Source organism: Nonomuraea sp. NPDC049378, from assembly GCF_055586745.1.
Genome location: NZ_JBVJHP010000027.1, coordinates 1 through 23326 on the forward strand (window position 1 = coordinate 1; position 23326 = coordinate 23326).

Here is a 23326-nt window from a genome sequence, read left to right on the forward strand (position 1 = left end):
CCCCCCCCCCCCCCCCCCCCCCCCCCCCCCCCCCCCCCCCCCCCCCCCCCCCCCCCCCCCCCCCCCCCCCCCCCCCCCCCCCCCCCCCCCCCGCTTCCGGCTGTCAGCCGAGGGAGGTGACGATGCCGGCGAGCACCTCGGGCATGGAGAGGAACGGCGAATGGGAGGCGTCGAGCGTGACGACGGAGGTCGGGTTGCCGGGGAAGGCCGCGTCGGCCTCGGCGACGAACTTCGCCTGCAGGGCTGGAGTGATCGCCCTGTCCCTGGTGCACGTGACGTACGTGCGCCGCACCGAACCCCAGCCGTCGCGGGTCAGGGTGGTCGTGCCGAGCATGATGCCGGCCGGACCATCGGGCGTCAGCAGGCCGGTGGCGGCGTCGGCGAGGGCACGGTCCACGTCACCGTAGAACGCCTCGTAGAGCCGCTGGCGGTAGACCGGGTCGTCCGTGGCGAAGTCCAGCCGGATCGCCCCTGTCCGGGCGGGGTCGCCCTGCACCAACGGCACGGCCAAGCCGTCTGCGGCCTCCGGCATCTGCGAGTACGCCGCCGCCGGCACGCCGGACGCCGGCATGTACGCGGCCACGTACACCGCGTGCGCGACCAGCTCGGGCCGCTGCTCGGCCACGCGCGTCAGCACGGGGCCGGCCGCGCTGTGGGCCACCACCGTGACCGGCTCGCCGCCGCCGATCTGCTTGAGCTGCGACGTCAGCAACCCGGCCGCGTCGTCGAGGGTCACGTTCGCCACGGGCGAGACCTCCGTGCCGACGGCCTCTGGATCGTAGGGCTGCTCGGTGAACCAGCGGGGCCGGCGGGCGTACAGCCCGTGCCCCGCCATGTCCACCGCGACGGCCAGGCGGCCGGCGGCCACCACGTGGGGGACGACTTCGCTCCAGCACCAGGATCCGTGCCAGAAACCGTGAACGAACAGCAGCGTGGAGGTGGCGGGCATGGATGCTCCCTGGTGGTAGGGCGACGGATACCAGATGCCGGGTGGCCGAGACGCGTGCACCGGATCAGGGCGCGAGCCTGACGGGCAGGGCGCGGTACCCGTTCGAGACGAACGACTCCAGCGGCGGCAACGCGCCGGGCTCGGCGGCCAGGGCGAGATCGGGATAACGCTCGAACAGGGCGGGCAGCGCGATCCCGGCCTCCAGCCTGGCCAGCGGCGAGCCGAGGCAGCGATGCACGCCGTAGCCGAAGGCCAGGTGGTCCTTGACCGGGCGGGTGACGTCGAACCGGCCGGCGTCCGGCCCGTGCACGAGCGGGTCACGCCCGGCGGCGCCGTAGCAGGCGAGGACGGCCTCGCCCGCCCGCAGCGTGACGCCGTCGCCGACGTCGATGTCCTCGACGGCGAAGCGCAGCGGCATGTTCGGCACGGGCGCCTGGTGGCGCAGCGTCTCCTCGATCACGTCGTCCCAGGTGGCGCCCCCGCCGCGGACGAGGGCGAGCTGGCCCGGGTCGGTGAGCAGCGCGACGACGGTGTTGCCGAGCAGGTTGGCGGTGGTCTCGTGGCCCGCGCTCACGAACAACGCCAGCGTGTCCACCAGCTCTTCCTCCGACAGCGGCGAGGTGTCGTCGCGGGCGGCGATCAGGGCCGAGGAGAGATCGTCACCGGGTCGTTCGCGCTTCTCCGCCACCAGGTCCCTGAGAATCCGCTGCAGGCGCGGAAAGGCCGCGGCGCTCTCCTCGGGGGCCTTCCCCACGTTGAACAGCAGGTCCACGCAGCGGGACACCTCCACGCGGGTGGCCTCGTCGGCGATGCCGAACAGCTCGCAGATCACCTTGATCGGCAGCTGGTGGGTGTAGCGGTCGCGTAAGTCAACGGGACCGTCCGCAGGCAGGCCGGCCAGGTCGTCCAGCAGGTCGCCGGTGATCGCCTCGATGCGTGGCCGCAGCGCGGTGACGCGGCGCGCGGTGAAGGCGCCGGCGATCAGCCCGCGCAACCGGCGATGGTCGGGCCCGTACGCCGTGAGCATGTTACGCACGGCCACCCATGGAAACAGCGGCCAGTCCGTGGGGATCTCACCCCTGATCCAGGCCGGCCAGTGCTGGTAGGCGTCCTTGGACACGCGCGGATCGACGAGCAGGCGCCTGAGAAGCCCTTGGTCGCTCACCGCCCAGGCCCGCACACCGCCGGGCATCTCGACGCGGGTGACCGGGCCGAGCGCGCGAATGCGTTCGGCCTCGCCGAGGACGTCGCTACCGCTGGGATCGATGACGAAGGGATCGTTGTCCATGCTTTCCTCCGGAGATTTCGGAAGCGGGCCGCACGGCCACGCAGGAAGCCGGCCACGCCCAGCCGGTTAGAACGACATTCTGATAAGCGTGCCGTTTCATTTCGGCCAGACGCTGGTTCGAGTAAACCCTGCGAATGGCGGCTTCCTCCCGTGCGTGTGACGTAGAACACTCATGCCCTCGCCATGAAATGCGAGAATCATGTGGCGCATGCGACCGGGACCGTGAAGTTTTCGTGAAGCGGTCAGGCGCTGAGGCTGCATGTTCTTTCGCGAGAAGAGACGCTTCACGAAAGCTTCACGGCGTACCCCGCATATGACACACGATCCTTTAGTTCCATTTCGAAGCGTAGGCCGGGAATTCGACTTCGAAAGGCTGGCGAATGGAACGCAGGAGTTTTCTCAGGACATCGGCCGCCGCGACGGGCGCCGCCGCGCTCGGATCGCTGGCGACGCCCGCGGCGTGGGCCGCGTCCCGACCGAAGCGCGAAGGGCCGCTGCGGGTCCAGATCCTGATGTTCGAGGGGGTGGAGGTGCAGGACTTCGCGGGCCCGCTCGAAGTGCTGGGTCTCGTGCAGTCCGGCGGCGGGCCGATGCGGGTCACCCTGGTGAAGCCGGGCGCGCCCGGTCAGGTGACCGCGGCTCTCGGCCTCACGGTCGACGTCGCGACGGCGTGGAACCCGACGGCCGCCGACGTGCTCGTCGTGCCCGGTGGCGGCGGCATCGGCAACCGTCCCGGCATCAACACTTTGATCAAGGACAGGCAGGTCCTCGCGAACGTCGTACGGGCGCACAAGGCAGGGGTGATCATGACCGGTGTCTGCAGCGGAGTCATGCTGCTCTCGGCCGCCGGCCTGACCCGGGGCCGCCCGTGCACGACCCACAGCGCCTCCAAGGCCGAACTCGCCGCCCAGGGCGGAAAGGTCATCAACGCCCGCGTGGTCGACGACGGCGACCTCATCACCTCCGGCGGGATCACCTCCGGTCTCGACCTGGGGCTCTGGCTGGTCACCCGCGAACTGGGCGCCGACATCAGCATCCAGGTCGAAGCCGCGATGGAGTACGAACAGCGCGGCGTGGTCTGGCGACGCTCCTGACGGTGCGGCGGGCCAGCGGCACGGCGCTCGCCGAGGGAGCGGTCCGAGCCGGCTCAGCCGCCGCCGGGCAGGCGGTCGAGCGTGCGGGTGAGGGCGGCGCGGCCGGCGCGCAGAGCGGCGGCGGGGCCGGTCCCGGCCTGGCCTTGCCAGCGGAGCTGGACCATGGTGGTGCCATGGCGCACGCCCACGGCGACGTGCGCGACCCCGTCGAGCGGGGTGGGACGGCCCAGCAGGTCGGTGCGGCGCTGCAGGTCAGGGCCGCTGATGGCGAAGGTTCTCATTTCACCCTTCCACGGCCCCCGGTTGAACGGCTGCAGGACGGGTTCGATGCTGAAGAGCATCCCGCTGCCGGCATGGCAGGGCACGATCTCGCCGTCGTCGTCCGGGAAGCCGCCTCCTTCCCAGCTGAGCGGCTGGGCGCGCGCCTGTTCGGCGGCCTGCTCGTCGGGCAGGAACAGCACGTCCTCGCGGACGGAGACCTCGCCGATCAGGCGGCGGGTGACGGCGGGCGCGCCATCGTAGGCGATCTGCTCGTGGGAGCTGTCCCAGCAGGCCAGTTCGTGCGAGTGGAGCGAGTTCTCCGGACTGGTCCACGTCGTCATGGTCCTGCCGTACGCCGACGGCGGGGGCAGGGCCGCGGCGATCTCGGCGGCAGCCGACCGCGTCGTGGCAGCGGCGGGTGCCGGCCCGGCGCGGTCGCCGCCCACGGCGGCCAGCACCGACGCCGCCTTCACGGTGCCCCGGAGCAGCGGGCGCCGGTCCGGTTCGCCGCCCGGTTCGAACGGCCAGGCCCACGTGACCTCGGCCAGCAGCCCGCCACGCGCGGCCACGATCGTCGCGCCGGCACCCGAGTCGCCGTGCTCCGTCCAGTAATCGGAGGTGACCAGGGCCTGCACGCCGTGCCACCCCCAGCGGTCGAAGTCCGTCACGTCCCTGAGCCTGTCGTCGTCGGAGTGGCCGCACTCCTCGGTGCCGCGGCGGGCCGCGGCCACCCCGCGGGCCGCCTCCTCCGGCGAGGTGATCCAGAATCTCGCCGCCAGCGGCTCGTCCATCTCCGGGAGGAGCAACCTGCCGCTGTAGGCGGGCAGGCCTTCGGGCGGCAGCCGCGCGTCGATGCTCTCCGGCCAGCACCACGGCAGGAGAGGGGTGCCCGGGGTCGTGACATAGGGGGCGTAGGTGACGTCGCCGTCCACGTAGTGGCGCAGGCGCGCGGCGATCTCCTCGACCGAGGCCACCGCCCGCTGCGGCATCGGCAGGACGGGCGTCCTCAGCTGGTCGAAGGCGCCGAGGGCGAATAAAAGGGTGACAGCCGCGACCGCGATACGCAGCCCCCGGCGCCTGGCAAGATCCACATCTGGTACGACGCCGCGCACCCGGCAGTGGTTGGCCTGGGTGCCCTCCTTCGCGATCGCCGGGAAGGTTCGCGGTCGCGATGAGAGCCGTCACCGGCGTGGGGCTCACCCGGCTGCGGGCGCCACCGGTTGCCTGAGCATCGTCCTGGGCCGAGGATCGGTGAAATCGCTCAGGTAGATCTCGTGGTGCAGCCCGTGGGGCACCAGACCATGCCCAGCCATGAACGCTTCCATCACGTCGAGGGACGCCTTCTCCTCGCTGTAGGGCCCCTCGTGGAGCAACTCCACGCACTCGCCTTCGGTGAAGGTGACGACCTGCACGCGGTCGACGGCCGCACCGGACGCGCGGGCCTGCTCGCGCGCCGCCTCGGCCGTCCCCGGCTCGGGTACGTCGGTCAGCGGCAGCGTCAGATGCCACCGCCACTGATCACGCGGCACCTCCAGCGGCGGCCGGGAGGTGTCCTCCACCCACCAGCGTCCCTCCAGCGGCCCCGCCGGGCCGCCCATGGCGGAGGCCACGGCGTACAGGGCGCCGATGGCGGAGACGTGCTCGGCGCCTCCGGGCTCTCCCATCCCGGTGACGTTCAGGCAGGTGACGGGTCCGCAGTGGACCACTTTCGGTGTCACGGCTCCTCCAGAGGAATCATCAGATGGGTGATCAGCCGATCGGGCGGGGTGGTCGCCGGGTCGGACACGTACACCTCGCGGATCGGGCCTCGGACGGGGCAGAGCCGCTCGGCGCACCAGGACAGCAGCGCGTACGCGGTCAGCCCGATCTGGTCGTAGGGACCGACGTGCGTGGCGCGGGCGAACCGGCCGCCTGGCAGCACGTCGAGCTCGGCCCCCGCCACCCGTTCCTCGCTGACCAGGGCGACGGTGATGGTGACGGGCTCGCCGAAGTCGAGCGGGAACAGGCCGATGAGCTCGGGAGCGGCGTCCGGCGGCCGGGCCCGCAGCAGGCCGGCGATGGCGGCCGAGGTGGCCGCGCCGATCTGTGACGGGTCCGCCGCCGCCGTCGTGAGCACCGCCACGCGCCGCGCCGGTTCTGTGACCACCGTGACCGGGGTGGACGGCAGGCCTTCCGCCATGACGCGCTCCAGGGCGGCCAGCGTCGACCGGCGCCTGGCCAGCTCGGCTTCCAGCCGCTCGTGCACCTCCTCCAGGACGCCGGACGTGCCGGACAGCACCTGCGCGATGACGGCGAGCGGGACGTCGAGCGAGCGCAGCAGCCCGATCGACAGCGCGTCACGCGCCTGCTCGTGCCGGAAGTAGCGATAGCCGGTGTGCTCGTCGACGTACGCGGGCACCAGCAGCCCGAGCTGGGCGTAGTGCCGCAGCTGTTTGACGCTCAGCCGGCTGAGCCTGGCGAACTGCCCGATCGGCAGCAGTTCCTCGTCCATGCCCCCAAGCATGGTGTCTCCCCTTGTGGGAGGGTCCACCCGGGCGGGGCGGGTGGTCGGCCTGCGCCGGCACGGCGGGTCGGCGCAGGAGCGGCCGGACCGGTGGTCAGCCGGCGCTTCCTGGGGCGGGTACGGCGTGTTCGGCGGCGCGGCTGACCTGCTCCCAGCCGGCCCAGGTCTCCATCCGCCGGCGGGAGATGTCGAAGGCCAGGTCGTAGACCATGCTGCCGAGCAGCAGCCGCAGCGGCGGGTCCGCGCTGTCGACCAGCTTCATCAGCGCTTCGGCGGCCAGCCGCGGCTCGCTGTCGATCGACCCCTCGGCCCACTGTTTCTCCAGCTCGGCGCGCAACGGGCCGTACTCGGGCGCGGGCGACGTCGTCGTCATGCTGGTGTAGAGGCCGGTCCAGTAGCCGCCGGGCTGGACGATGCTGAGCTTGACGCCGAACGGCGCGGCCTCCATCGCCAGCGCCTCGCTCATGCCCTCCAGCGCGAACTTGCTCGCGCTGTACATCCCCGTGCTGGGGAAGCCGCCCAGGGCGCCGATGCTGGAGATCTGCACGATGTGGCCCGAGGCCTGGGCACGCAGGTGGGGCAGGACGGCCTGGCAGACCCACATCGCCCCGAAGAGATTGACCTCCAGCTGGGCGCGCGCCTCGGCCTCGGTGAACTCCTCGATCATGCCCGAGGACATGGTCCCGGCGTTGTTCACCACGATGTCGAGCCGGCCGAAGTGCCCGACGGCGGTGTCGACGGCGGCGAACACCTCGTCGCGATCGGTCACGTCGAGGGGCAGGGTGAGGAGCCGGTCTCCGTAGCGTTCGTCGAAGTCGTGGCGCGCGATGGTCCGGGCGGCGGCGGCCACGCGGTCGCCGCGCTCCAGCGCCGCGAGGGTGAACGCCCGGCCCAGGCCGCGGCTGGCTCCCGTGATGAACCAGGTGCGGGTGGTGACGGTTTCCGGGGTGTGCATGGGCGGAACTCCGATCGGGGTTGTGTGCTCCGTACGATACGAGACGATCCGTCTCGTCTTGCGAGGACAGTACAGGCTCCCCTCTCGCCGAGTCAATACGGACCGTCTCGTCTCTATTTGTTAGGTTGACGGCATGACGACGCAGCGCAAGTCGCCCTCTCCTGCGCCCCGCCGGAACGAGGCCTCCCGGCGGGCCATCCTCGCCGCAGCCTTCGAGCTGGTGCAGGAGGTGGGATACGCCAAGCTGAGCATCGAGGGCATCGCGGCGCGAGCCGGTGTCGGCAAGCAGACGATCTACCGCTGGTGGCCTTCCAAAGGGGCGGTCCTCTTCGACGCCTTCCTCATGCTCAGCGAGCAGCCGGACGGCGAAGCGAGCGCCCTGCCCGACACCGGCGATCTCGAGGCGGACCTGAAGGCGGTGCTCAGAGCCACGATCGAAGAGCTCAACGATCCGCGCTACGACGAGCCGATGCGCGCCCTCAACACGGAGATCACCCACGATCCCGCGCTCGCCGCCCTCTACGCCGAACGGCTGGACGGCCCGATGAGAGAGCTGAAGAAGGGGCGGCTGCGCAGCGCCCAGCGGGCCGGGCAACTGGCCGAGGACCTCGACCTCGACGTGGCCGTCGACATGATCTGGGGGCCGCTGCTCAACCGCTGGCTCCAGCGCGCCGGAGGGCTGACCCCCGGCTATGCCGACAGCGTCGTCGAGACCGCCCTCAACGGGCTGCGCCCGCGTCGCTGAGTCGTACGCCGTCCGGGACGGGCTCGGCGAGCGGATGGAAGCCGCCGACAGGGTAAGGTCGTCGGCGCGCCAACGTCCGGAGCGAGACGTGAGGTCGGCGGCGCGTCGACGACACGACCGAGGCGGCCGATGACCAGCACCGCACACGAGTCCCTGCCGGGGGCCGAGGGCCGGTTACTGGTGCCCTCATTGATGTTCATCGCCCTGGTCGTCGCAGTGGTGGGCAGCCTGGGGGCACCGCTGATCACCGAGGTGGCGGGTGAGTTCGATGTCTCGCTTGCCGCCGCGCAGTGGACGCTCACCGCCCCGCTCCTGGTGGGGGCGGTCGCCACCCCCGTGCTCGGGCGTCTTGGCGCCGGGCCGCGCAGGCGCCGGGTCGTCCTTTTCACTCTCGCCGTGGTGGTGGCCGGCAGCCTGCTGACCGTGGTGCCGCCCTCGTTCGGCTGGCTGCTGGCCGGGCGGGTCGCCCAGGGCGCCGGCCTCGGCCTGCCCGCGTTGATGATGGGCGTGGCCCGCGACCACCTGCCGGGGCAACGCTCCGGCGCGGCGATCGCGCTGCTGTCGGTGGCGTCCACCGCCGGCATCGGCATCGGCTACCCGCTGGCCGGGCTCCTCACCTCCGTCGCCGGGCTGCGGGTGGCGTACGGGCTCGGCCTGCTGATCACCGCGACCGCGCTGGCCACCGCCTGGTGGGCTGTGCCGCAGCCGCCTCCTGGCCGGTCGGCGGCCGTCGACGTGCCCGCGGCCGCGCTCCTCAGCGCCGGTCTCGTCGCCCTGTCCCTGGCGATCAGCCAGACCACCCTGTGGACCGGGTACCCGGCGCTCGCCGCCGCGCTGCCGGTCGCCGCGGCCGTGCTGCTCACCGCCTGGGTACTGCGCGAACGCCGGTGCGCCGCCCCGCTGGTGGACCTGTCCCTCCTGCGGCACCCCGCCGTGGCCGGCGCCAACGTGATCATGCTTTTCGGCGGGGTCGGCATGTATCTACTGCTCTCCCTGGTCACCCGCTACGTGCAGACACCCGAGCCGGCCGGGTACGGCTTCGGCGTGGACGTCTTCGTCGCCGGCCTGGTGCTCGTGCCGTTCTCGGTGCTGGGCTTCGCGGGCGGCAAGCTGGTGCCCCGGCTGCGCGGGCGGGTCCAGGTCATGACGGTCCTGGCCGGCGGTGGCGGCGTGGTCCTGGCGGCGCTCGTGGTGTTCGCGCTGGCCCGCGGCCAGCTGTGGCTGGCGTTCGCCGTGATGGGCCTGCTCGGGGTGGGCGTCGGCGTCTTCTCCGCCGCGATGGCGGCCACGATCCTGGCCGCCGTCCCGCCGGAGGAGACCTCCAGCGCGATGAGCGTCAACCAGGTCGTGCGCAGCGTCGGCTTCTCCATCGGCAGCGCGCTCGCCGGGCTGGTGCTCGCCGCCCACACCGGCGCCGGCGCCACCTTCCCCGCCGAGACCGGCTACACCACCGCCGCCTGGGCGGGGACGGCCGCGATGGCGTCGGCGATCCTGATCAGCCTGGTGCTACGGCGTGCCGCCAGGGCCCGCCCGACCTGACAAAGACCCCCACGAAAAGACCTGCATTCGCATGACCATGCGGCTCGGAATGCATCCCAAGAAGGACGGCCGCACCTCGCGCGGGCCAAAGGCACGCTCTTCGGTATTTATTTGATCCTAAGGTGTGCAACCGTTTGAGCGAGACGAACGCCTGACGGCGTCGGCATCGGAGCGCTAAAGTTTGGCCAAATGCTTCTCACGGAGGTGGCTGAATGAGCACACGCGCGGATCTTCGTACACCTTGGGGGTTGGGGCGGATAACGGTGAACGGCCCCGAAGAAGGTCCGTGGTACGAAAGAGCAATCCTCGACCCCGCGACCCAGGTCAGTCGCTTCTACAACGCGAACGGGGAAATCCTTCCGCTACACATGGGTACGACTGTCACGAAATCCAAGGGAGGAGGCGGGGACGGCTCGGGTGGTGCTGCCGAGGTCGCCGACGACAGCCAGAACGACAGCTGATCAGGCGGGAAGATGGCGATCTCGTCCAACGTGATCCTGGTGATCACATCGCCGGAAGACGTCACCGCGAACCGGGTCATCGAAGCATTGAATGAGCGGCAGGCACGCGTCGCGCGTGTAGACCCGGCCGACATCGGTTCCGGCCTCATGTTCGGCGCATGCATGGGAGATGGCCGGACGCAGTGGGAAGGACGTCTCCGGACACCGAGCCGAGACATCGCCATGGGCGAGATCGGGGCGGTGTACTACCGCCGCCCCACCCCATACGCCGCCCGCTTCTCCCACCTGCCCCGGCAGGCTCGGGACTTCGCCGCCACCGAGGCTCGACACGGGCTCGGCGGGATTCTGAACAGTCTTCACAACGCTACGTATGTCAACCACCCTGTCTCCGTCACCCGCGCGGACTACAAGCCTGCTCAGCTGCACATGGCCGCTCAAAAGGGCCTATCCATTCCGGTCACTCTGATCACCAATGATCTGGCGCAGGCTCGTAAGTTCGCCACTGAATACAGTCCCGTCATCTATAAATCCTTCCGGGGAGCGCCGAGTCCGGCAGAGGGCAATACGGCCGCTATATGGACGCAGCGCATCGGAGCAGAGGACCTTGACGATTCGGTTTCCCTGACCGCCCACATGTTCCAGCGGGAGGTGAACAAGACAGCGGACGCCAGGGTGACCGTGGTTGGGCGATCAGTATTCGCGAGCCGGATCACCACGCCTGACGGAGCTCTCGACTGGCGGCGCGGCAATTGGGATGAGCTGGTTCACGAACCCATCGCCGTTCCCGAAACTGTCACGAGGGCGCTGCATGCCTATCTCGACGGCTTCGAGCTGGCATTCGGATGTTTCGATTTCGCTCTGGAGCCTGTTGACACGCACGATCCCGCGTCGGAGGGGTGGACGTTCATCGAGTGCAACCCGAACGGGCAGTGGGGATGGTTGCCTGACTCCGACGCGATAGCGCGCGCCTTCGCTGACGTGCTCACGGAAGGATGGTGGCGATGAGCGACACGGCCACGGAACTACGGCTCGCCCTGGCCGCCCGCCTAGGGTCGCCAGGTTGGCGTGAGGCACTGCGGAGGGTGCCCCGCGAGCCGTTTCTCGGTGAGGCCGTATATCGCGCTGATGGGAATCGTGCCGATCGGTGGGTCCCCGTCCGGCGGGCGGAGATGGGTCAGGACGACTGGCTGAGCCTGGCCTACGCCGACCAGACGTGGGTCACCCAGGTCGGCGGGATTCTCGCGGAGAACGCCCCTGACGTCGTGGTCGGGCAGCCGGGTTCTTCCTCCACGCTTCCGAGTCTGGTCGTGCTGATGCTGGAGGCGGCTCGCATCAGTGAGGGTGACAAGGTCCTGGAGATCGGCACCGGTACCGGCTACTCGACGTCTTTGATGTGCGCGCGGCTCGGCGAGAAGGCGGTGACCACGGTCGAATACGATCCCATGGTGGCGGCCAGGGCCGAGAAGGCGATCTCTGCTGTCGGATACGCCCCCACGTGCGTGGTGGGAGACGGTATGAACGGCTACGCCGCGAACGCCGCATACGACAAGGTGATTTCTACATGTTCGGTGAGGATCATCCCGCTGCCGTGGCTGTGGCAGGTTCGAAGCGGTGGGACCATTACCACCCCGATGTGGGGCTGGATGGGCGGGGTCGCCTTCGCGCATCTCACCGTGGCGGACGACGGTACGGCCAGTGGCCGCTTTCTGGAGGACGATCTATGCTTCATGGCCGCCCGCACCCACCTGGCACCGCCGCGCCCGCCAATCATCACCGGCATCGGCCAGGCCCGCCCGTCAAGGATCGACCCTGCGATCCTCCGGAATGACACGGCCCTGTGGGTGGCCCAGCTCGCCGCTCCCCAGGCGCAGTGTTCCTGGGGTGAGGACACCACCATCCTGCTCGATGTGGGCACAGGATCACGGGCTGACACAAAGCCGGCTCCCGCAGGCGGCTGGACGGTCTACCAGCACGGCCCGCTCCGGCTCTGGGACGCGGTCGAGGAGGCGATTCTGACGTGGCAGGGCGCGGGCAGCCCGCACCAGTCCGGCTTCGGTCTCACGGTCAGTACGGACAGTCAGCGCGTGTGGCTGGGGACGCCTGGCGGGCCTGACTGGCGGCTTCCCGCATAGGCCCATGGGCCGGCTGTGCTCGGCGAGCCCTCGACCTGGCCGAGCTGGAGGCGAGGGCGGAGGGACATGACCGTGGGTGGGGACACCGTTCGTGACCCGCGGGAACTCCAGCTTCTCCGCGTCGGCGGAGCCCGCGGCCACCGTGTAGACGACGAGCCGGACGTCGCAGCCCGGGACGGCGAGCACGTCGCAGTCGCACGTCACGCCTCAGGGCCGCGCTCGCCCTGCCCCGGAGCCGGCGGCGCCTAGCCCTCGATGATCCGGTCGAGCCAGTCGCCCAGCAGCTGGCTCTCGGAAGGGCTGAGGACCTTCAGGTCTCCGAGGGCGGCCTTCAGGGTGATGGCGCCAGCCACGACATCGCCCCCGGCCCGCGCGGAGCCGGCCCGCGCGGAATCGGGGGCCGGGGCGGGCTCGGTGATCGCGTGGATGACGGCTTCGCGGACGATGCGGGCGGCCTCCATGTCGCGGTCGGCCTCAGGCGTGGCGATCAGGGCCAGCGCGGTGCCACGGCCGGCCGCGTGGATCACACGTGCCGCCCGCTCCTCCGGGACGCGGAGCCGGCCGGCCAGGGCGACGCGGTGCACCAGCCCGGCGAGGATCTCCGCGGCCTGCTTGGCCCCCTCCGGCTCGGCGCCCGGTCGCGAGCTGCCGTAGATCAGGGAGTAGAGGGCGGGCTCGGCGAGACCGAATCCGATGTGCGCGTCCCAGCCGCGCCGCAGGTCGTCCACGGGATCTCCGCTGGGCGTGATGCGGCGCTTCTCCGCGATGTACGACGTGAGCCCCCGGCTGGCCACGGCGTCCAGCAGGCCCTGCTTGTCGCCGAACAGCCGGTAGAGGATGGGCGCCTGCACGCCGGCGGCCTTGCAGACAGCCCTGGTCGAGACGGCGTCCCTGCCTTCACGCGCCAGCAGGTCCGCTGCGGCGTCGAGGATCGTGTCCCGCTTGCTCGAGCTAGCCATGTAGCGATGCTAACAGGCGTTCACCCTTACCGATAAAACAAGTGCTAACAGCATCTTGTTATCGACTTAGCAACAGTGCTAACTTGTTTCTGTTAGCAGTTGAGCAAGGGGAATGTTCATGGACACCGCATCACGTACCGCCATCGTCACCGGAGGCTCGCGGGGGATCGGCCGCGCCGTGGCCGCCAGGCTCGCCGCGGCGGGCCAGGACGTCGCCGTCCTCTACGCCTCCGACGCCAAAGAGGCGGACGCCGCCGTCGGCGAGATCGAGGCGGCCGGCGCCCGCGGGATCGCGCTCCAGGCCGACGTGGCCGACGAGGACGCGATCGCCGGCGCCTTCGACACCGTCGAGCAGCGCCTCGGCCCCATCGACGTCGTCGTCAACGCAGCAGGGATCATGGCGCTGCAACCGATCCGGGAGCTGGACCTGGCCCAGCTGGACCGGCAGTTGCGCACCAACGTGCGGGGCACGTTCGTCACGGCCAAGGAGGCCGCCCGCCGGATCCGACCCGGCGGCGCCTTCGTCGCCTTCTCCACCAGCGTCACCCGCCTGCACCTGCCGGCCTACGGCGCGTACGCCGCGACCAAGGGCGCGGTGGAGGCGCTCATCCCGATCCTCGCCAGGGAAATGGGCGACCGCGACGTCACGGTCAACGCGGTCGCGCCCGGCCCCACGGCCACGGAGCTGTTCTTCGAAGGCAAGTCCCAGCAGATCATCGACCGGATCGCCGGCCTGAGCCCGATGAACCGGCTCGGCACCCCGGACGACATCGCGGAGCTCGTCGCCTTCCTCGCCGGGCCCGGCCGCTGGATCAACGGCCAGATCGTGTTCGCCAACGGCGGCGCCGCCTGACGTCGCACGCAGCCATCGAGAAGGGACCACCACCGTGGAGACGCACATCAGGACCGCAGCGCAGCACGCCGTGGACCGGCAGGACACCGGCCGGTTCGTCACCTACACCGCCATCGCGGCCGTGGTGGCCGCGGTAGCCGCCTACACCAGCACCGCCCTGGGCCTGGAGGCCTGGGTCATGTTCGCGGGCTGGGTGGCGTGGTTCACCCGGCCGGCCTCGGTCCGCCTCGGCATCCACGCCGTCATCTGCCTGTGGCTCGGCATGGCGCTCGCCGTGCTGGGGCACACGATCGTGGGGCTGGCCACGCCTTTCGCCGGCGCCCTGGCGCTGCCACTCGGGGTCTTCGTCCTGGCCTCCGTCGCGGTCGGCCTGCGTACGACACCCGTCGTCAACAACATGCTCGCGTGGTTCGTGGGCCTGGTCACCTTCTTCGCCGCGGAGCCCGAGCACGTGCTCCCCGGGCTGCTCACCCTGGTCGCGGGCACCGCTCTGGGGGCCGTCGCCGGCTTCACCTGCCAGCGGCTGCAGCACCGGTTCGCCACGTAGCGGCCGCAGCCGGGGGCGGCGTGCCGTCCCCGGCTCGCCGTGCCTGACCGACATGAAGGACGGATCAGCCATGCTCCTCATCCCACGTACCGGCGGGCGCCTCAGAGCCGCCACCGCTCTCCTCTGCGTCATGACCACGCTGCCCGGCTGTGCCCCACCGGAGCCCGGCACCGCGCAGAACAGCGCCTCGCGGAACGGGGCCTCACAGAACAGCGCCTCGCGGAACGGGGCCACTCAGGGCACCACGGCTCGGGTCACGCGCGGGCTCGTCCCCGGCGAGGTCACCGAGATCGCCCGCGGCCTGGCCATGCCCTGGGGCCTGGCGTTCCTGCCGGACGGCTCCGCCCTGGTGTCCGAACGGGCCTCGGCCCGGATCCTGCACCTCCGGCAGGGCCGCAACCCCACGCCGGTCGGCACGGTGCCCGGCGTCGAGGTGAGCTCCGAGGGCGGCCTCCTCGGACTGGCCGTCTCGCCGTCGTTCGAGCGGGACCGCACCGTGTACGCGTACGCGTCCGCCTCGCCCACCAACCGCGTCGTCGCCCTGCGCCTGGCCCCTGACCTGCGCTCCCTGCGCCAGGAGCGGGTGATCCTCGAAGGCATCGAGACCGCCGACCGCCATCACGGCGGGCGCCTGCGCTTCGGGCCCGACGGCAACCTCTGGATCGGCACCGGAGACGCCTTCTCCCCCGAGAACGCGGCCGACGACGAGTCGCTGAACGGCAAGATCCTGCGGATCCGCCCCGACGGGTCCATACCGCCGGACAACCCCTCGGGCACCGCTATCTACTCCAGCGGCCACCGCAACGTGCAGGGCATCGCGTTCGGCCCCGACGGGACCGCGTACGCGTCCGAACTCGGTCACCGGACCTGGGACGAGCTGAACGTGCTGCGCCCGGGACGCGACTACGGATGGCCCGAGTCGGAAGGGCGGGAGGGCTCTCACGGCGAACGCCCGATCTTCACCGTTCATCCCGACGACGCCTCGCCGTCCGGCATCGCCATCGCGGGCGGAGCGGTGTGGATGGGCGCGCTCGGCGGGCAGCGGCTCTGGCGCCTGCCCGTGGACGGACCCCGAGCGGCCGGCGACCCGGTCGCCTACTTCGCCCAGCGTTACGGCCGGATCCGCACGGTGGAGGCGGCACCCGACGGCTCCCTGTGGATCACGACCTCGAACACCGACGAAGCGACGTGGGGCGGCACCGATCCCCGGCCGGGCGACGATCGCATCCTGCGCGTCGAGCTCGTCCGCCCCGCCTCCTGACCCTTGACCAAGAACGGAGAACACGCCATGTCCACCGTCCTCATCACCGGCGCCGCCACCGGCATCGGCAACCTCACCGCCCAGGCGCTCACCCGGGCCGGGCACACCGTGTGGGCCAGCATGCTCGATCCGTACGGGCGGAACGACGTCCACCGCCGTGAACTGCTCGACGTCACCGCCGAGTACGACGGCGCCCTGCGCGTCATCGAGCTGGACGTCACCTCGCAGGAGTCGGCCGACGCGGCGGTGGCCACCGTGCTGCGCGGCGGCGGCGACTTCGACGTCGTGATCCAGAACGCGGGCCACCTGTACGTCGGATACACCGAGGCGTTCACCGCCGACGACGTCACCCGGCTCTTCGACGTCAACGTCATCGGCGCCCACCGGGTGAACCGGGCGGTCCTGCCCCATCTGCGCGGCCGCGGCGGCGGCACCCTGCTGTACGTCGGCAGCACCATCATCGTCACCACGCCGCCCTTCCTCGGCCCGTACGCGGCGTCCAAGGCGGCGTTCGACACCCTGGCGGTGGCCACGTCGTACGAGGCGAACCCGTTCGGCATCGAGACCTGCATCGTCATGCCCGGCGCGATCACCAAGGGCACCCAGCACTTCCCCAACGCCACCCGAGCCGGCGACACGACGGTCGCGGCCGCCTACGCCGAGCTCGACCCGATGGTGGCGCGCAACGAGGAGGTGACCTCCGCGCTGTTCGTGCCCGGGGTCGACCCGAGCCCGGTCGGGGTCGCCGAGGAGATCACCCGGATCCTGGCCCTGCCGCACGGCGCCAAGCCGTTCCGCAGCGTCGTCGACTACACCGAGTCCGGCGTGGACGCGGTCAACGAGGTCGCTCGCGGCACGCGCGAGGGTTTCGTGCACCGCATGGGGTTCGGCGAGTTGCTGACCCCGCGGCCACAGCGGAGCACCGGCACCGAATCCGAGTGACAACCCGCATCGCTCGGCAGGGTCGATGAGTCCACCCATGCTGGGCGGCGGACGTCCTCTGGCGAGTGCTCACGCGGCAGGGGCCGTGCCGAACAGCGGAAACGTCTGGGAAACACGCCCGCCGCGACGATACCGGCCATGAGAGAAACGCTAAGACACCGGGGAAGGTCCGCGACGCGGCGGGCCGCCGTGGCGTCGGCCGGCGTGGCGAGCGCTCTGCTGCTCTCGGGCTGGGCCTTGCCGATGCAGAGCCCCGCCGCGCCCCAGCCGGCCCAGGCGCCCGCCGTCCGAGCCGCCGCGTCCCTGGCGGACGCCTGCACCCCCGGGCAGCCGCCGGAGTCGCCGGAGCTCAAGCCCACCACACCCGAGACGCTGGAACAGGTCTACTACTGCATCCTCGCCAACTCCTACGCGGGTCCGGCGATGGACCATCGGGACCTGCTGGCGGTCGCCTTCACCGCCTTCGCCGAGGAGCTTCACCGGCGCGGCATGGACCAGGCGAACGCCACCACGCCTCCCATGAGCGGCGACCGCGACCGCGACTGGCAGGCGTTCGTCGACGTCTACGAGCGGGTGAAGGCGGACGGCGACACGCAGCAGGCGCTCGCCGCGGCGGTGGTGAACGGCATGGTCGCCAGCCTCGACGACAACCACGCCAAGTGGCGGCGCCCTGAGCGGGACGAGGACGGGCCACGCGGACTCGGCATCTCGGTGTCGGGAGCGCGCAGGACGAACCTCGATCCGGCCGCCACCGAGCCGCTGTTCGTGACCGAGGTGGTCGAGAACAGCGCGGCCGCCAAGGGCGGCGTGCGTCCCGGCGACGTGATCGTCTCGGTCGACGGCGCGCCGCCCTTCCTCGGCGGAACGCTCTCCGAGGGCGTCATCACCCGGCTGAACGCTACCGACGGCGAGCCGGTACGGCTCACGCTGCGGGACCCGGTGAGCGGGCGCGAGCGCAGGGTGTCGGTCGAGTTCGGGCCCCTCGACCCGCCGCCGCTGAAGGCGTCGGGCAAGCTGGTGGACGGCGACGTCGCCTACGTCGAGCTCCCCGGGTTCTACCGGGGTTCGGCCGACGACACGCTGGCGGAGGTGCAGCGGCTGCGGGCGGGCAAGGAACTCCGCGGGCTGGTCCTGGACCTGCGCGGGAACATCGGCGGAGGAACAGACGAGGTCACCCGGCTGCTCGGGGGCTTCGCCCACGGCAAGATCACCAGCTACCAGTGCGACGTCCACGACGAGTGCACCGCCAGCCGCACCGACGACAGCGTGCCGCTGCTGGGCCTTCCCCTCGTCGTGCTGGTCGACCGCGCCTGCGTCTCCGCCTGCGACGACTTCAGCGCCGCGGTCAAGGGGCTGGGCATCGCCCCGCTGGTCGGCACCCGCACCGCGGGCTTCGTGGCCGGCTCGCCGGTGACGTACCCGCTGAACGACGGCAGTGTGCTGGCGATGCCGTCGCTGCACCACCGCGGACCGCATCGGGAACTGATCAACGCCATCGGCGTCCCCGCCGACCACCAGGCCCCGATGACTCCCCGCGATCTGTCCACAGGCCGCGATCCCGCGCTCGCCAAGGCGCTCGCTCTGCTGAAATGAGGCCGCTGCTCAGCAAGCGCAGGTGTCGAGTACTGGCTTCTTCCGGGGTCAGGTGAGCCGGGCGAGGGCCTCCTCTGCGGTCAGGCCGCCCGCGGCGGCCAGGGCCAGGTTGGCCAGGGAGGCACGATGGGCGTCGTCGTCGGCCGCGGCGACGCAGTCGGAGATCACGTGCACGGTGAAGCCGAGGTCGGTGCCGTGCCGGGCGGTCTGCTCGACGGTGAGGTTGGTCGCCACCCCGGTGATCAGGAGCGTGGTGACGCCGCGTGCGGTCAGCCTCTCGGGCAGGCCGTTGCCCGCCAGCCCGGAGAGCCGCTGGTTGTCCACGACGGCGCCCTGACCGGCCTGCGCGGTCATTTCCTGGATGATCCGCGTTCCGGCGGCGTCGGGCCGGAACGCGGCCTGCGCGTCGCCGACCGACCGCATGAACGGGGTGTTGCGGACGAGGGCGCCTTCGTCGTCGGGCACCGTGAAGCGGGTGAAGACGATGGGCACGCCGCGCGCCATGGCCGCCTCGTGGAACGCCGCGGCCCGGCCGACGACGCCGCTGCGCTCGACGGGCTCGGCGAGCATCCCGCCGAAGAACCCGTCCGGTTTGATCACGTTGACCTGCCAGTGCAGGGCCAGGACCGCGGTGGCGCCGAGCAAGAGAGACATGATCAGATTCTGCCCCGCCACCGGCCGGACCGGACAGGTTTCCGCTGGAACCGGTGCTTCATGCTCCGGCGGGCGCGGAGGCGGTGGACGCGCGGTAGACCATGGACACGGGCAGGACGACGTCCTCCGGCGACGTGGACGCGATGCGTTCGAGGAGCAACCGGACGGCGGCCGCCCCGGCGTCGGAGAACGGCATGTGGACGGTCGTCAGCGGCGGGATGGTCCTGGCGGCCACCGGATGGTCGTCACAGCCGACGACCGAGCAGTCATCGGGGACGGAGAGCCCGCGCTCGTGCAGCGCGTTGAGCACGCCGACCGCCATGAGGTCGTTCTGGACGTAGATCGCGGTGATGCCGCGCGCCCGGTCGAGCAGCCGGTGGGTGGCGGCGTAACCGCCCTCGACCTCCCATGCGCCGTCCTCGACGAGGAGAGGGTCGTAGGGCAGGCCGTGCTCGGCCAGCACCTCGCGGTAGACGGCGGTGCGCTGCCGCGCGCTGTGCCGCTGCTGGAAGCCGGTCACCATGGCTATCCGGCGGTGGCCGAGCGAGAGCAGGTGGCGGATCGGCAGCGCCGCGGTGCCCGCGGACTCGGGGGTGACGGTCGGGACGCCGCCGCCGGCGATGTCGTGCAGGCTGACGGCGGGAGGCCCGGCACGCAGCAGCCGCCCGACCTCCTCGTCCTCCTCGGTGGCCGGCGCGTTCATGATGATGCCGTCGACCCGGCGCTCCATCAGCACGCGCAGGTAACGCACGCAGTCGGAGCCGTCCGGCTCGAGGCTGCTGAGGATCACGCTGAGGCCGTGCCTGCGTGCTTCGCGCTCGACGCCGACGAGGGACAGCGCCGGGGTCGCGTTGCTGAAGTCGACGGTGATCACGCCGAGGGTCAGGGAGCTGCGTGACTGCAGGCTGCGGGCCAGCGCGTTGGGGACGTAGCCGATCTCCTCGGCGGCCTCGATGATGCGTTGCCGGGTGGCGGGGGCGACGGCGCCCTTGCCGTTGAGCACCTTGCTCACCGTCTGGAAGCTCACGTTGGCACGCGCGGCGACGTCCCTGAGCGAGGCCACGAGGGGTCACCTCCCGAAGGCGAACGTTCGCATGTGGTGGCGAGACACCACTGCCGGACAGCGACATTCTGCCACATCGCCAGGTCCGGACGGCTGGTGTTGTGGGGGTTGACGGAGGCAGGTGGGGTGACACAGCATAGGCGAACGTTCGCCTAACGATGCGAACGCGCTCGCCCTGTTTGTTCATCGCTCCCGCATCGGTCCCGGCGGGAAGGAGAGGACCTCCATGACGACGTTCGGCCGTCGGCGATTCCTCGGGCTGTCCGGTGCCGCTCTCGCGGGCGCCTTCGGCGTCGCCGGGTGCACCCGCAGCTCGGAGCAGGAGGCCGCCACGGCGGCCGGAGGCGGCGTGCTGCGCTGGTGGGATCACTTCCAGCCGCTGAAACCGCTGCACGAACGCATCTTCGCCGAGTACGGCAAGGCCAACCCGGGCGTCCGGGTGGAGCACGAGGTGTACAACCCGAACGAGATGGGCCAGGCGCTGCAACTGGCGTTCAAGAGCGACCAGATCGCCGACGTGCACACGATCGCCGGCCTCGGATCGTCCGAGGCGTCCCTCGTCGCGAGCGGCTGGTTCGCACCGCTGGCGGGACAGGAGGCGATCCGCGCGAAGCTTCCCGCCGACACCCTGCTCGAAGGGCTGCACGTCTTCGACGGCAAGCTCTACACCTTCCCCTTCTTCACCGCCCGGCAGTACGCCACGCTCAACTGGTTCAACCGCGAGCTGGTCGAGAAGGCCGGCGGCGACCCCGACAACGGCCCGGCGACCTGGGACGAGTTCCGCTCCCTCGCCGCGCGGATCACCAAGGACGGCGGCGGGCAGGCGTACGGCTGGATCCAGGGCCTGCAGTTCCACGAACGGCTGCAGAGCCACGTGATCGAGCTGGCGATGTCCGCCGGCGCCCCGCTCGCCATGACCCCGGGGGCGAACGAGATGGGCCTGGTGGACCCGCGGACCGGCGACTACGCCTACGCGGGCGACCCGTTCGTCCAGACGCTGGAGTTCCTGCTGTCCCTGGTCCGCGACAAGGTCGTGTTCCCCGCGTCGACCTCGCTGGACGCCAGAACCGCCCGGGCCAGGTGGGCCACCGGGGTGGCGGGCATGTTCTTCGACGGGTCATGGAACATCGGCGTCGTCAACGGGCAGTTCAAGCAGTTCCTCGGCAAGGTCGGCGTCGGTCCCGTCCCGTCGCCGGACGGCAGGCCGGTCCTCTACGGCGCGCCAGCCCCCGGCCAGCTGTTCGTGTCCAGCCAGTCCGAGCACGTGGAGGCGGCCTCCGAACTGCTCGCGCGCTTCACCGGCCCCGAGTTCTACAAGGCGCTGGCCACGTACATGGACCAGGTGCCCCTCGACCTGGAGGCCGTGGCGACGGCGGACGTGCACCCCACCTACAAGCGGGCGGTCGAGCTGTTCGGCCAGGCCGTACGGCTCGCGCCCAGCCCCATCGTCCGCAACCCCGCCGTCGCGCAGGTGCTGACCGAGATGAAGGAGCCGCGGCCCACGCTCGGCGAGATCACCCAGGGCATCCTCAGCGGCGAGCTCACCGACATCCGCAAGACCCTGCGCGAGCACACCGGCAAGCTCGCCGCCGAGCGGGAGCGCGCCACGCGGGCCGTCGCCAAGAAGGGCGTGAAGGTGAGCCTGGACGACTGGAAGTTCCCGAACTGGCGGGCGGGCCAGGACTACACGGCTGAGATGTACCGGACGTCATGAGCAGCGTGACACGACAGGCCCCGGCCCGCCGCCGGAGGCTCGCCGCCAGGATCTGGTCGGAGCGGTGGGCCTACGCCTTCCTGCTGCCCACCCTGCTGTTGTTCGGCGCGTACACGGTCTGGCCGATCATCTCCAGCCTGTACTACTCGATGCTCGACTGGAACGGGCTGGGCGCCGAGCGGCCGTTCGTCGGCCTGGACAACTACCGTGAGGCGTTCGGTGACCCGCTGTTCTGGAAGTCGCTCGGCATCACCCTGACGATCATCGGGGTGACCGTGCCGCTGCGGGTGGGACTGAGCCTGCTGATCGCGCTCGTCCTCAACAACCCGAGGCTGCCGCTCGCCAAGCTGTTCAGGACGGCCCTGTTCGTGCCCGCGGTGACGACCACGGCGATCATCGGGGTCGTGATGGGGTTCATCTTCGACCCCGCCGGAGGCCCGGTGAACCAGCTGCTGCTCGACCTCGGGATCGTCGACCAGCCGGTCGACTTCCTCGGCGACCCCGCGTCCTCCCTGTGGACGGTGATGGGCGTCCACATGTGGAAGTGGTTCGGCATCACGCTCGTCTACTGGCTCGCCGCGCTCCAGACGATCCCCACCACGGTCCATGAGGCCGCCAGGACAGACGGCGCAGGGAGCTGGGCGGCGCTGCGCCACGTGACGCTGCCGCTGCTCAGGCCCTTCCTCATCATCATCCTGCTCCTCACCGCCATCGAGACCATGCAGATCTTCGACCTGGTGCTGACGATGACCAACGGCGGGCCGTTCTTCTCCACCCTCGCCACGGAGGTCTACATCTACCAGCAGGCCTTCGCCACCTCCACGCCCCGGCTCGGCTACGGGGCGGCGCTCGGCGTGCTGTTCGGGCTCGTCACGCTCGCCTTCGCCGCGCTCCAGGCCGCCGGCATCCGCTACGCCAACCGCGTCAGGAGCAGCCAGTGAGCGCCCCCCGTGGCCGCCGGGCCACCCGCCGCCGTCTCGGGATCTGGGCACAGGTGGCCGTGCTCGCCGTCATCTGCGCGGTGTGGATCTATCCGCTGCTCTGGATCGTCTCCGCCTCCCTGAAGGACTCGCTGGGCGTCTTCTCCGGAGGGCTCGGCCTGATCCCCGACGCGTTCCACTTCGAGAACTACGCACGTGCCTGGCGGGACGCCGACTTCGGGCTCTACACCGTGAACAGCGTGGTCATCACCCTGGGCACGGTCGCGCTGGTCGTGCTGCGCTGCGCCCTGGCCGGCTACGTCATCGCCCGCAGGACCTTCATCGGCAGGCGCGCGGTCGTCGCCGTGCTGGTCGCGACCCTGTTCGCGCCGCACGGGCTGACCATCATCCCGGTGGTCGAGCTCAGCGACCTCATGGGGCTGCTGAACTCCCGCACCGGCATCGTCCTCGCCCTCGCGGGCACCGGCCACGTCGCCGCCGTCCTGCTGTACGCCGGCTATTTCAGCCGCGTCCCGCGCGAGCTCGAAGAGGCGGCGATCATGGACGGCGCCGGCTTCCTGCGGACGTTCTTCCGGGTCATGCTGCCGCTCGCCGGGCCGGTCACCGCGACGGTGGGCGTCATGACGTTCCTGGCCGCCTGGAACAACTTCTTCCTGCCGCTGGTGTTCACCTTCAGCCGCCCGGACCTTCGTACGCTCTCGGTGGGCATGCTCGCCTTCCGCGGCACCAACTCCACCGACTGGTCCGGCCTGGCCGCCGCGGGCACCATCTCGCTGATCCCGCTGCTCCTCGTCTTCCTCGCGCTCCAGCGTTACTTCGTCGAAGGCATCGCCGGGGCCGTGAAGTCCTGACGCGCCCACCCTCGAATGAGA

General features: G+C 71.0%; 23 protein-coding genes. 14 read left to right on the plus strand and 9 right to left on the minus strand.

The annotated features are described in order from the left end of the window. Positions 1-103: 103 nt before the first annotated feature. Both ACZ6SA_RS41640 and ACZ6SA_RS41645 read right to left on the minus strand, forming a co-directional pair. Complete coding sequence (locus ACZ6SA_RS41640; RefSeq protein ID WP_347649312.1) at positions 104-949, minus strand: alpha/beta fold hydrolase; 846 nt, start codon at positions 947-949, stop codon at positions 104-106. A 64-nt stretch (positions 950-1013) separates the two neighbouring features. Further along, on the minus strand, positions 1014-2237 hold the full coding sequence (locus ACZ6SA_RS41645) for a cytochrome P450 family protein (protein WP_465834522.1): 1224 nt from the start codon (positions 2235-2237) through the stop codon (positions 1014-1016). A gap of 380 nt (positions 2238-2617) precedes the next feature. Here ACZ6SA_RS41645 and ACZ6SA_RS41650 point away from each other — a divergent pair, with 380 nt between their 5' ends. Further along, positions 2618-3331 (plus strand): DJ-1/PfpI family protein, encoded by a 714-nt coding sequence (locus tag ACZ6SA_RS41650; RefSeq protein WP_465834524.1) that lies wholly within the window; start codon positions 2618-2620, stop codon positions 3329-3331. Between the two features lie 53 nt (positions 3332-3384). On the opposite strand, the gene ACZ6SA_RS41655 is transcribed toward ACZ6SA_RS41650, so the two are convergent. The 4 genes from ACZ6SA_RS41655 to ACZ6SA_RS41670 form a co-directional block, all read right to left on the minus strand. Further along, a complete protein-coding gene (locus ACZ6SA_RS41655; RefSeq protein WP_465834526.1) occupies positions 3385-4683 on the minus strand; it encodes a hypothetical protein in 1299 nt (432 codons plus the stop codon). A 105-nt stretch (positions 4684-4788) separates the two neighbouring features. Then, positions 4789-5310 carry a hypothetical protein gene (locus tag ACZ6SA_RS41660; RefSeq protein ID WP_347649316.1) on the minus strand — a complete coding sequence of 174 codons (522 nt, stop codon included), beginning with the start codon at positions 5308-5310 and terminating at the stop codon, positions 4789-4791. After that, positions 5307-6083, minus strand: a complete 777-nt coding sequence (locus tag ACZ6SA_RS41665; RefSeq protein WP_465834528.1) for a MerR family transcriptional regulator — start codon at positions 6081-6083, stop codon at positions 5307-5309. The genes ACZ6SA_RS41660 and ACZ6SA_RS41665 overlap by 4 nt, the downstream gene beginning before the upstream one ends. Positions 6084-6189: 106 nt before the next feature. Then, on the minus strand, positions 6190-7050 hold the full coding sequence (locus ACZ6SA_RS41670) for an SDR family oxidoreductase (RefSeq protein WP_347649318.1): 861 nt from the start codon (positions 7048-7050) through the stop codon (positions 6190-6192). 133 nt (positions 7051-7183) lie between these two features. Between ACZ6SA_RS41670 and ACZ6SA_RS41675 the strand changes: the two genes are divergently transcribed. The 5 genes from ACZ6SA_RS41675 (at position 7184) to tgmC (ending at position 11927) form a co-directional block, all read left to right on the plus strand. Next, positions 7184-7795, plus strand: coding sequence for a TetR/AcrR family transcriptional regulator (locus tag ACZ6SA_RS41675; RefSeq protein WP_347649319.1), 612 nt, complete (start codon positions 7184-7186; stop codon positions 7793-7795). 129 nt (positions 7796-7924) lie between these two features. Next, positions 7925-9334 carry an MFS transporter gene (locus tag ACZ6SA_RS41680; RefSeq protein ID WP_347649320.1) on the plus strand — a complete coding sequence of 470 codons (1410 nt, stop codon included), beginning with the start codon at positions 7925-7927 and terminating at the stop codon, positions 9332-9334. A gap of 212 nt (positions 9335-9546) precedes the next feature. Continuing rightward, positions 9547-9795, plus strand: a complete 249-nt coding sequence (gene tgmA / locus ACZ6SA_RS41685; protein ID WP_465834531.1) for a putative ATP-grasp-modified RiPP — start codon at positions 9547-9549, stop codon at positions 9793-9795. 12 nt (positions 9796-9807) lie between these two features. After that, entirely contained in the window at positions 9808-10800 is a 993-nt protein-coding gene (gene tgmB, locus ACZ6SA_RS41690; protein ID WP_465834533.1) for an ATP-grasp ribosomal peptide maturase, read from the plus strand. Continuing rightward, positions 10797-11927, plus strand: coding sequence for an ATP-grasp peptide maturase system methyltransferase (tgmC, locus tag ACZ6SA_RS41695; protein ID WP_465834535.1), 1131 nt, complete (start codon positions 10797-10799; stop codon positions 11925-11927). The genes tgmB and tgmC overlap by 4 nt, the downstream gene beginning before the upstream one ends. 245 nt (positions 11928-12172) lie before the next feature. On the opposite strand, the gene ACZ6SA_RS41700 is transcribed toward tgmC, so the two are convergent. Continuing rightward, positions 12173-12886 (minus strand): TetR/AcrR family transcriptional regulator, encoded by a 714-nt coding sequence (locus tag ACZ6SA_RS41700; protein WP_465834537.1) that lies wholly within the window; start codon positions 12884-12886, stop codon positions 12173-12175. Between the two features lie 118 nt (positions 12887-13004). Between ACZ6SA_RS41700 and ACZ6SA_RS41705 the strand changes: the two genes are divergently transcribed. The 5 genes from ACZ6SA_RS41705 to ACZ6SA_RS41725 all read left to right on the plus strand — a co-directional run bounded on the left by ACZ6SA_RS41705 (position 13005) and on the right by ACZ6SA_RS41725 (position 18082). Continuing rightward, on the plus strand, positions 13005-13739 hold the full coding sequence (locus tag ACZ6SA_RS41705) for an SDR family oxidoreductase (protein WP_443156676.1): 735 nt from the start codon (positions 13005-13007) through the stop codon (positions 13737-13739). Positions 13740-13773: 34 nt separating this feature from the next. After that, positions 13774-14286: a DUF1097 domain-containing protein gene (locus ACZ6SA_RS41710; protein WP_465834539.1), complete on the plus strand. Its 513-nt coding sequence runs from the start codon at positions 13774-13776 to the stop codon at positions 14284-14286. Positions 14287-14356: 70 nt separating this feature from the next. Further along, positions 14357-15547: a PQQ-dependent sugar dehydrogenase gene (locus ACZ6SA_RS41715; protein ID WP_465834541.1), complete on the plus strand. Its 1191-nt coding sequence runs from the start codon at positions 14357-14359 to the stop codon at positions 15545-15547. 27 nt (positions 15548-15574) lie between these two features. Then, positions 15575-16489 (plus strand): SDR family NAD(P)-dependent oxidoreductase, encoded by a 915-nt coding sequence (locus ACZ6SA_RS41720; RefSeq protein WP_465834543.1) that lies wholly within the window; start codon positions 15575-15577, stop codon positions 16487-16489. A 138-nt stretch (positions 16490-16627) separates the two neighbouring features. Next, complete coding sequence (locus ACZ6SA_RS41725) at positions 16628-18082, plus strand: S41 family peptidase (RefSeq protein ID WP_347649329.1); 1455 nt, start codon at positions 16628-16630, stop codon at positions 18080-18082. Between the two features lie 48 nt (positions 18083-18130). Here the strand turns inward: ACZ6SA_RS41725 and ACZ6SA_RS41730 are convergent, their stop codons facing one another. Both ACZ6SA_RS41730 and ACZ6SA_RS41735 read right to left on the minus strand, forming a co-directional pair. Beyond that, entirely contained in the window at positions 18131-18736 is a 606-nt protein-coding gene (locus ACZ6SA_RS41730; RefSeq protein ID WP_465834545.1) for a cysteine hydrolase family protein, read from the minus strand. Positions 18737-18794: 58 nt separating this feature from the next. Then, a complete protein-coding gene (locus ACZ6SA_RS41735) occupies positions 18795-19799 on the minus strand; it encodes a LacI family DNA-binding transcriptional regulator (protein WP_347649331.1) in 1005 nt (334 codons plus the stop codon). A gap of 226 nt (positions 19800-20025) precedes the next feature. Between ACZ6SA_RS41735 and ACZ6SA_RS41740 the strand changes: the two genes are divergently transcribed. The 3 genes from ACZ6SA_RS41740 to ACZ6SA_RS41750 are packed head-to-tail and all read left to right on the plus strand — an operon-like array spanning position 20026 to position 23305. Continuing rightward, positions 20026-21513: an ABC transporter substrate-binding protein gene (locus tag ACZ6SA_RS41740; protein ID WP_347649332.1), complete on the plus strand. Its 1488-nt coding sequence runs from the start codon at positions 20026-20028 to the stop codon at positions 21511-21513. A 5-nt stretch (positions 21514-21518) separates the two neighbouring features. Continuing rightward, positions 21519-22454, plus strand: coding sequence for a carbohydrate ABC transporter permease (locus ACZ6SA_RS41745; RefSeq protein ID WP_347649333.1), 936 nt, complete (start codon positions 21519-21521; stop codon positions 22452-22454). Next, positions 22451-23305 carry a carbohydrate ABC transporter permease gene (locus tag ACZ6SA_RS41750; RefSeq protein ID WP_347649334.1) on the plus strand — a complete coding sequence of 285 codons (855 nt, stop codon included), beginning with the start codon at positions 22451-22453 and terminating at the stop codon, positions 23303-23305. The genes ACZ6SA_RS41745 and ACZ6SA_RS41750 overlap by 4 nt, the downstream gene beginning before the upstream one ends. The last annotated feature ends 21 nt before the right edge of the window (positions 23306-23326 follow it).

Excerpts from the sequence above, each read along its gene's own strand:
- ACZ6SA_RS41640 (WP_347649312.1), bottom strand. The coding sequence starts at position 949 with ATGCCCGCCACCTCCACGCTGCTGTTCGTTCACGGTTTCTGGCACGGA.
- ACZ6SA_RS41645 (WP_465834522.1), bottom strand. The coding sequence starts at position 2,237 with ATGGACAACGATCCCTTCGTCATCGATCCCAGCGGTAGCGACGTCCTC.
- ACZ6SA_RS41650 (WP_465834524.1), top strand. The coding sequence starts at position 2,618 with ATGGAACGCAGGAGTTTTCTCAGGACATCGGCCGCCGCGACGGGCGCC.
- ACZ6SA_RS41665 (WP_465834528.1), bottom strand. The coding sequence starts at position 6,083 with ATGGACGAGGAACTGCTGCCGATCGGGCAGTTCGCCAGGCTCAGCCGG.
- ACZ6SA_RS41670 (WP_347649318.1), bottom strand. The coding sequence starts at position 7,050 with ATGCACACCCCGGAAACCGTCACCACCCGCACCTGGTTCATCACGGGA.
- ACZ6SA_RS41675 (WP_347649319.1), top strand. The coding sequence starts at position 7,184 with ATGACGACGCAGCGCAAGTCGCCCTCTCCTGCGCCCCGCCGGAACGAG.
- ACZ6SA_RS41680 (WP_347649320.1), top strand. The coding sequence starts at position 7,925 with ATGACCAGCACCGCACACGAGTCCCTGCCGGGGGCCGAGGGCCGGTTA.
- tgmA (WP_465834531.1), top strand. The coding sequence starts at position 9,547 with ATGAGCACACGCGCGGATCTTCGTACACCTTGGGGGTTGGGGCGGATA.
- tgmB (WP_465834533.1), top strand. The coding sequence starts at position 9,808 with ATGGCGATCTCGTCCAACGTGATCCTGGTGATCACATCGCCGGAAGAC.
- tgmC (WP_465834535.1), top strand. The coding sequence starts at position 10,797 with ATGAGCGACACGGCCACGGAACTACGGCTCGCCCTGGCCGCCCGCCTA.
- ACZ6SA_RS41700 (WP_465834537.1), bottom strand. The coding sequence starts at position 12,886 with ATGGCTAGCTCGAGCAAGCGGGACACGATCCTCGACGCCGCAGCGGAC.
- ACZ6SA_RS41705 (WP_443156676.1), top strand. The coding sequence starts at position 13,005 with ATGGACACCGCATCACGTACCGCCATCGTCACCGGAGGCTCGCGGGGG.
- ACZ6SA_RS41715 (WP_465834541.1), top strand. The coding sequence starts at position 14,357 with ATGCTCCTCATCCCACGTACCGGCGGGCGCCTCAGAGCCGCCACCGCT.
- ACZ6SA_RS41720 (WP_465834543.1), top strand. The coding sequence starts at position 15,575 with ATGTCCACCGTCCTCATCACCGGCGCCGCCACCGGCATCGGCAACCTC.
- ACZ6SA_RS41725 (WP_347649329.1), top strand. The coding sequence starts at position 16,628 with ATGAGAGAAACGCTAAGACACCGGGGAAGGTCCGCGACGCGGCGGGCC.
- ACZ6SA_RS41730 (WP_465834545.1), bottom strand. The coding sequence starts at position 18,736 with ATGTCTCTCTTGCTCGGCGCCACCGCGGTCCTGGCCCTGCACTGGCAG.
- ACZ6SA_RS41740 (WP_347649332.1), top strand. The coding sequence starts at position 20,026 with ATGACGACGTTCGGCCGTCGGCGATTCCTCGGGCTGTCCGGTGCCGCT.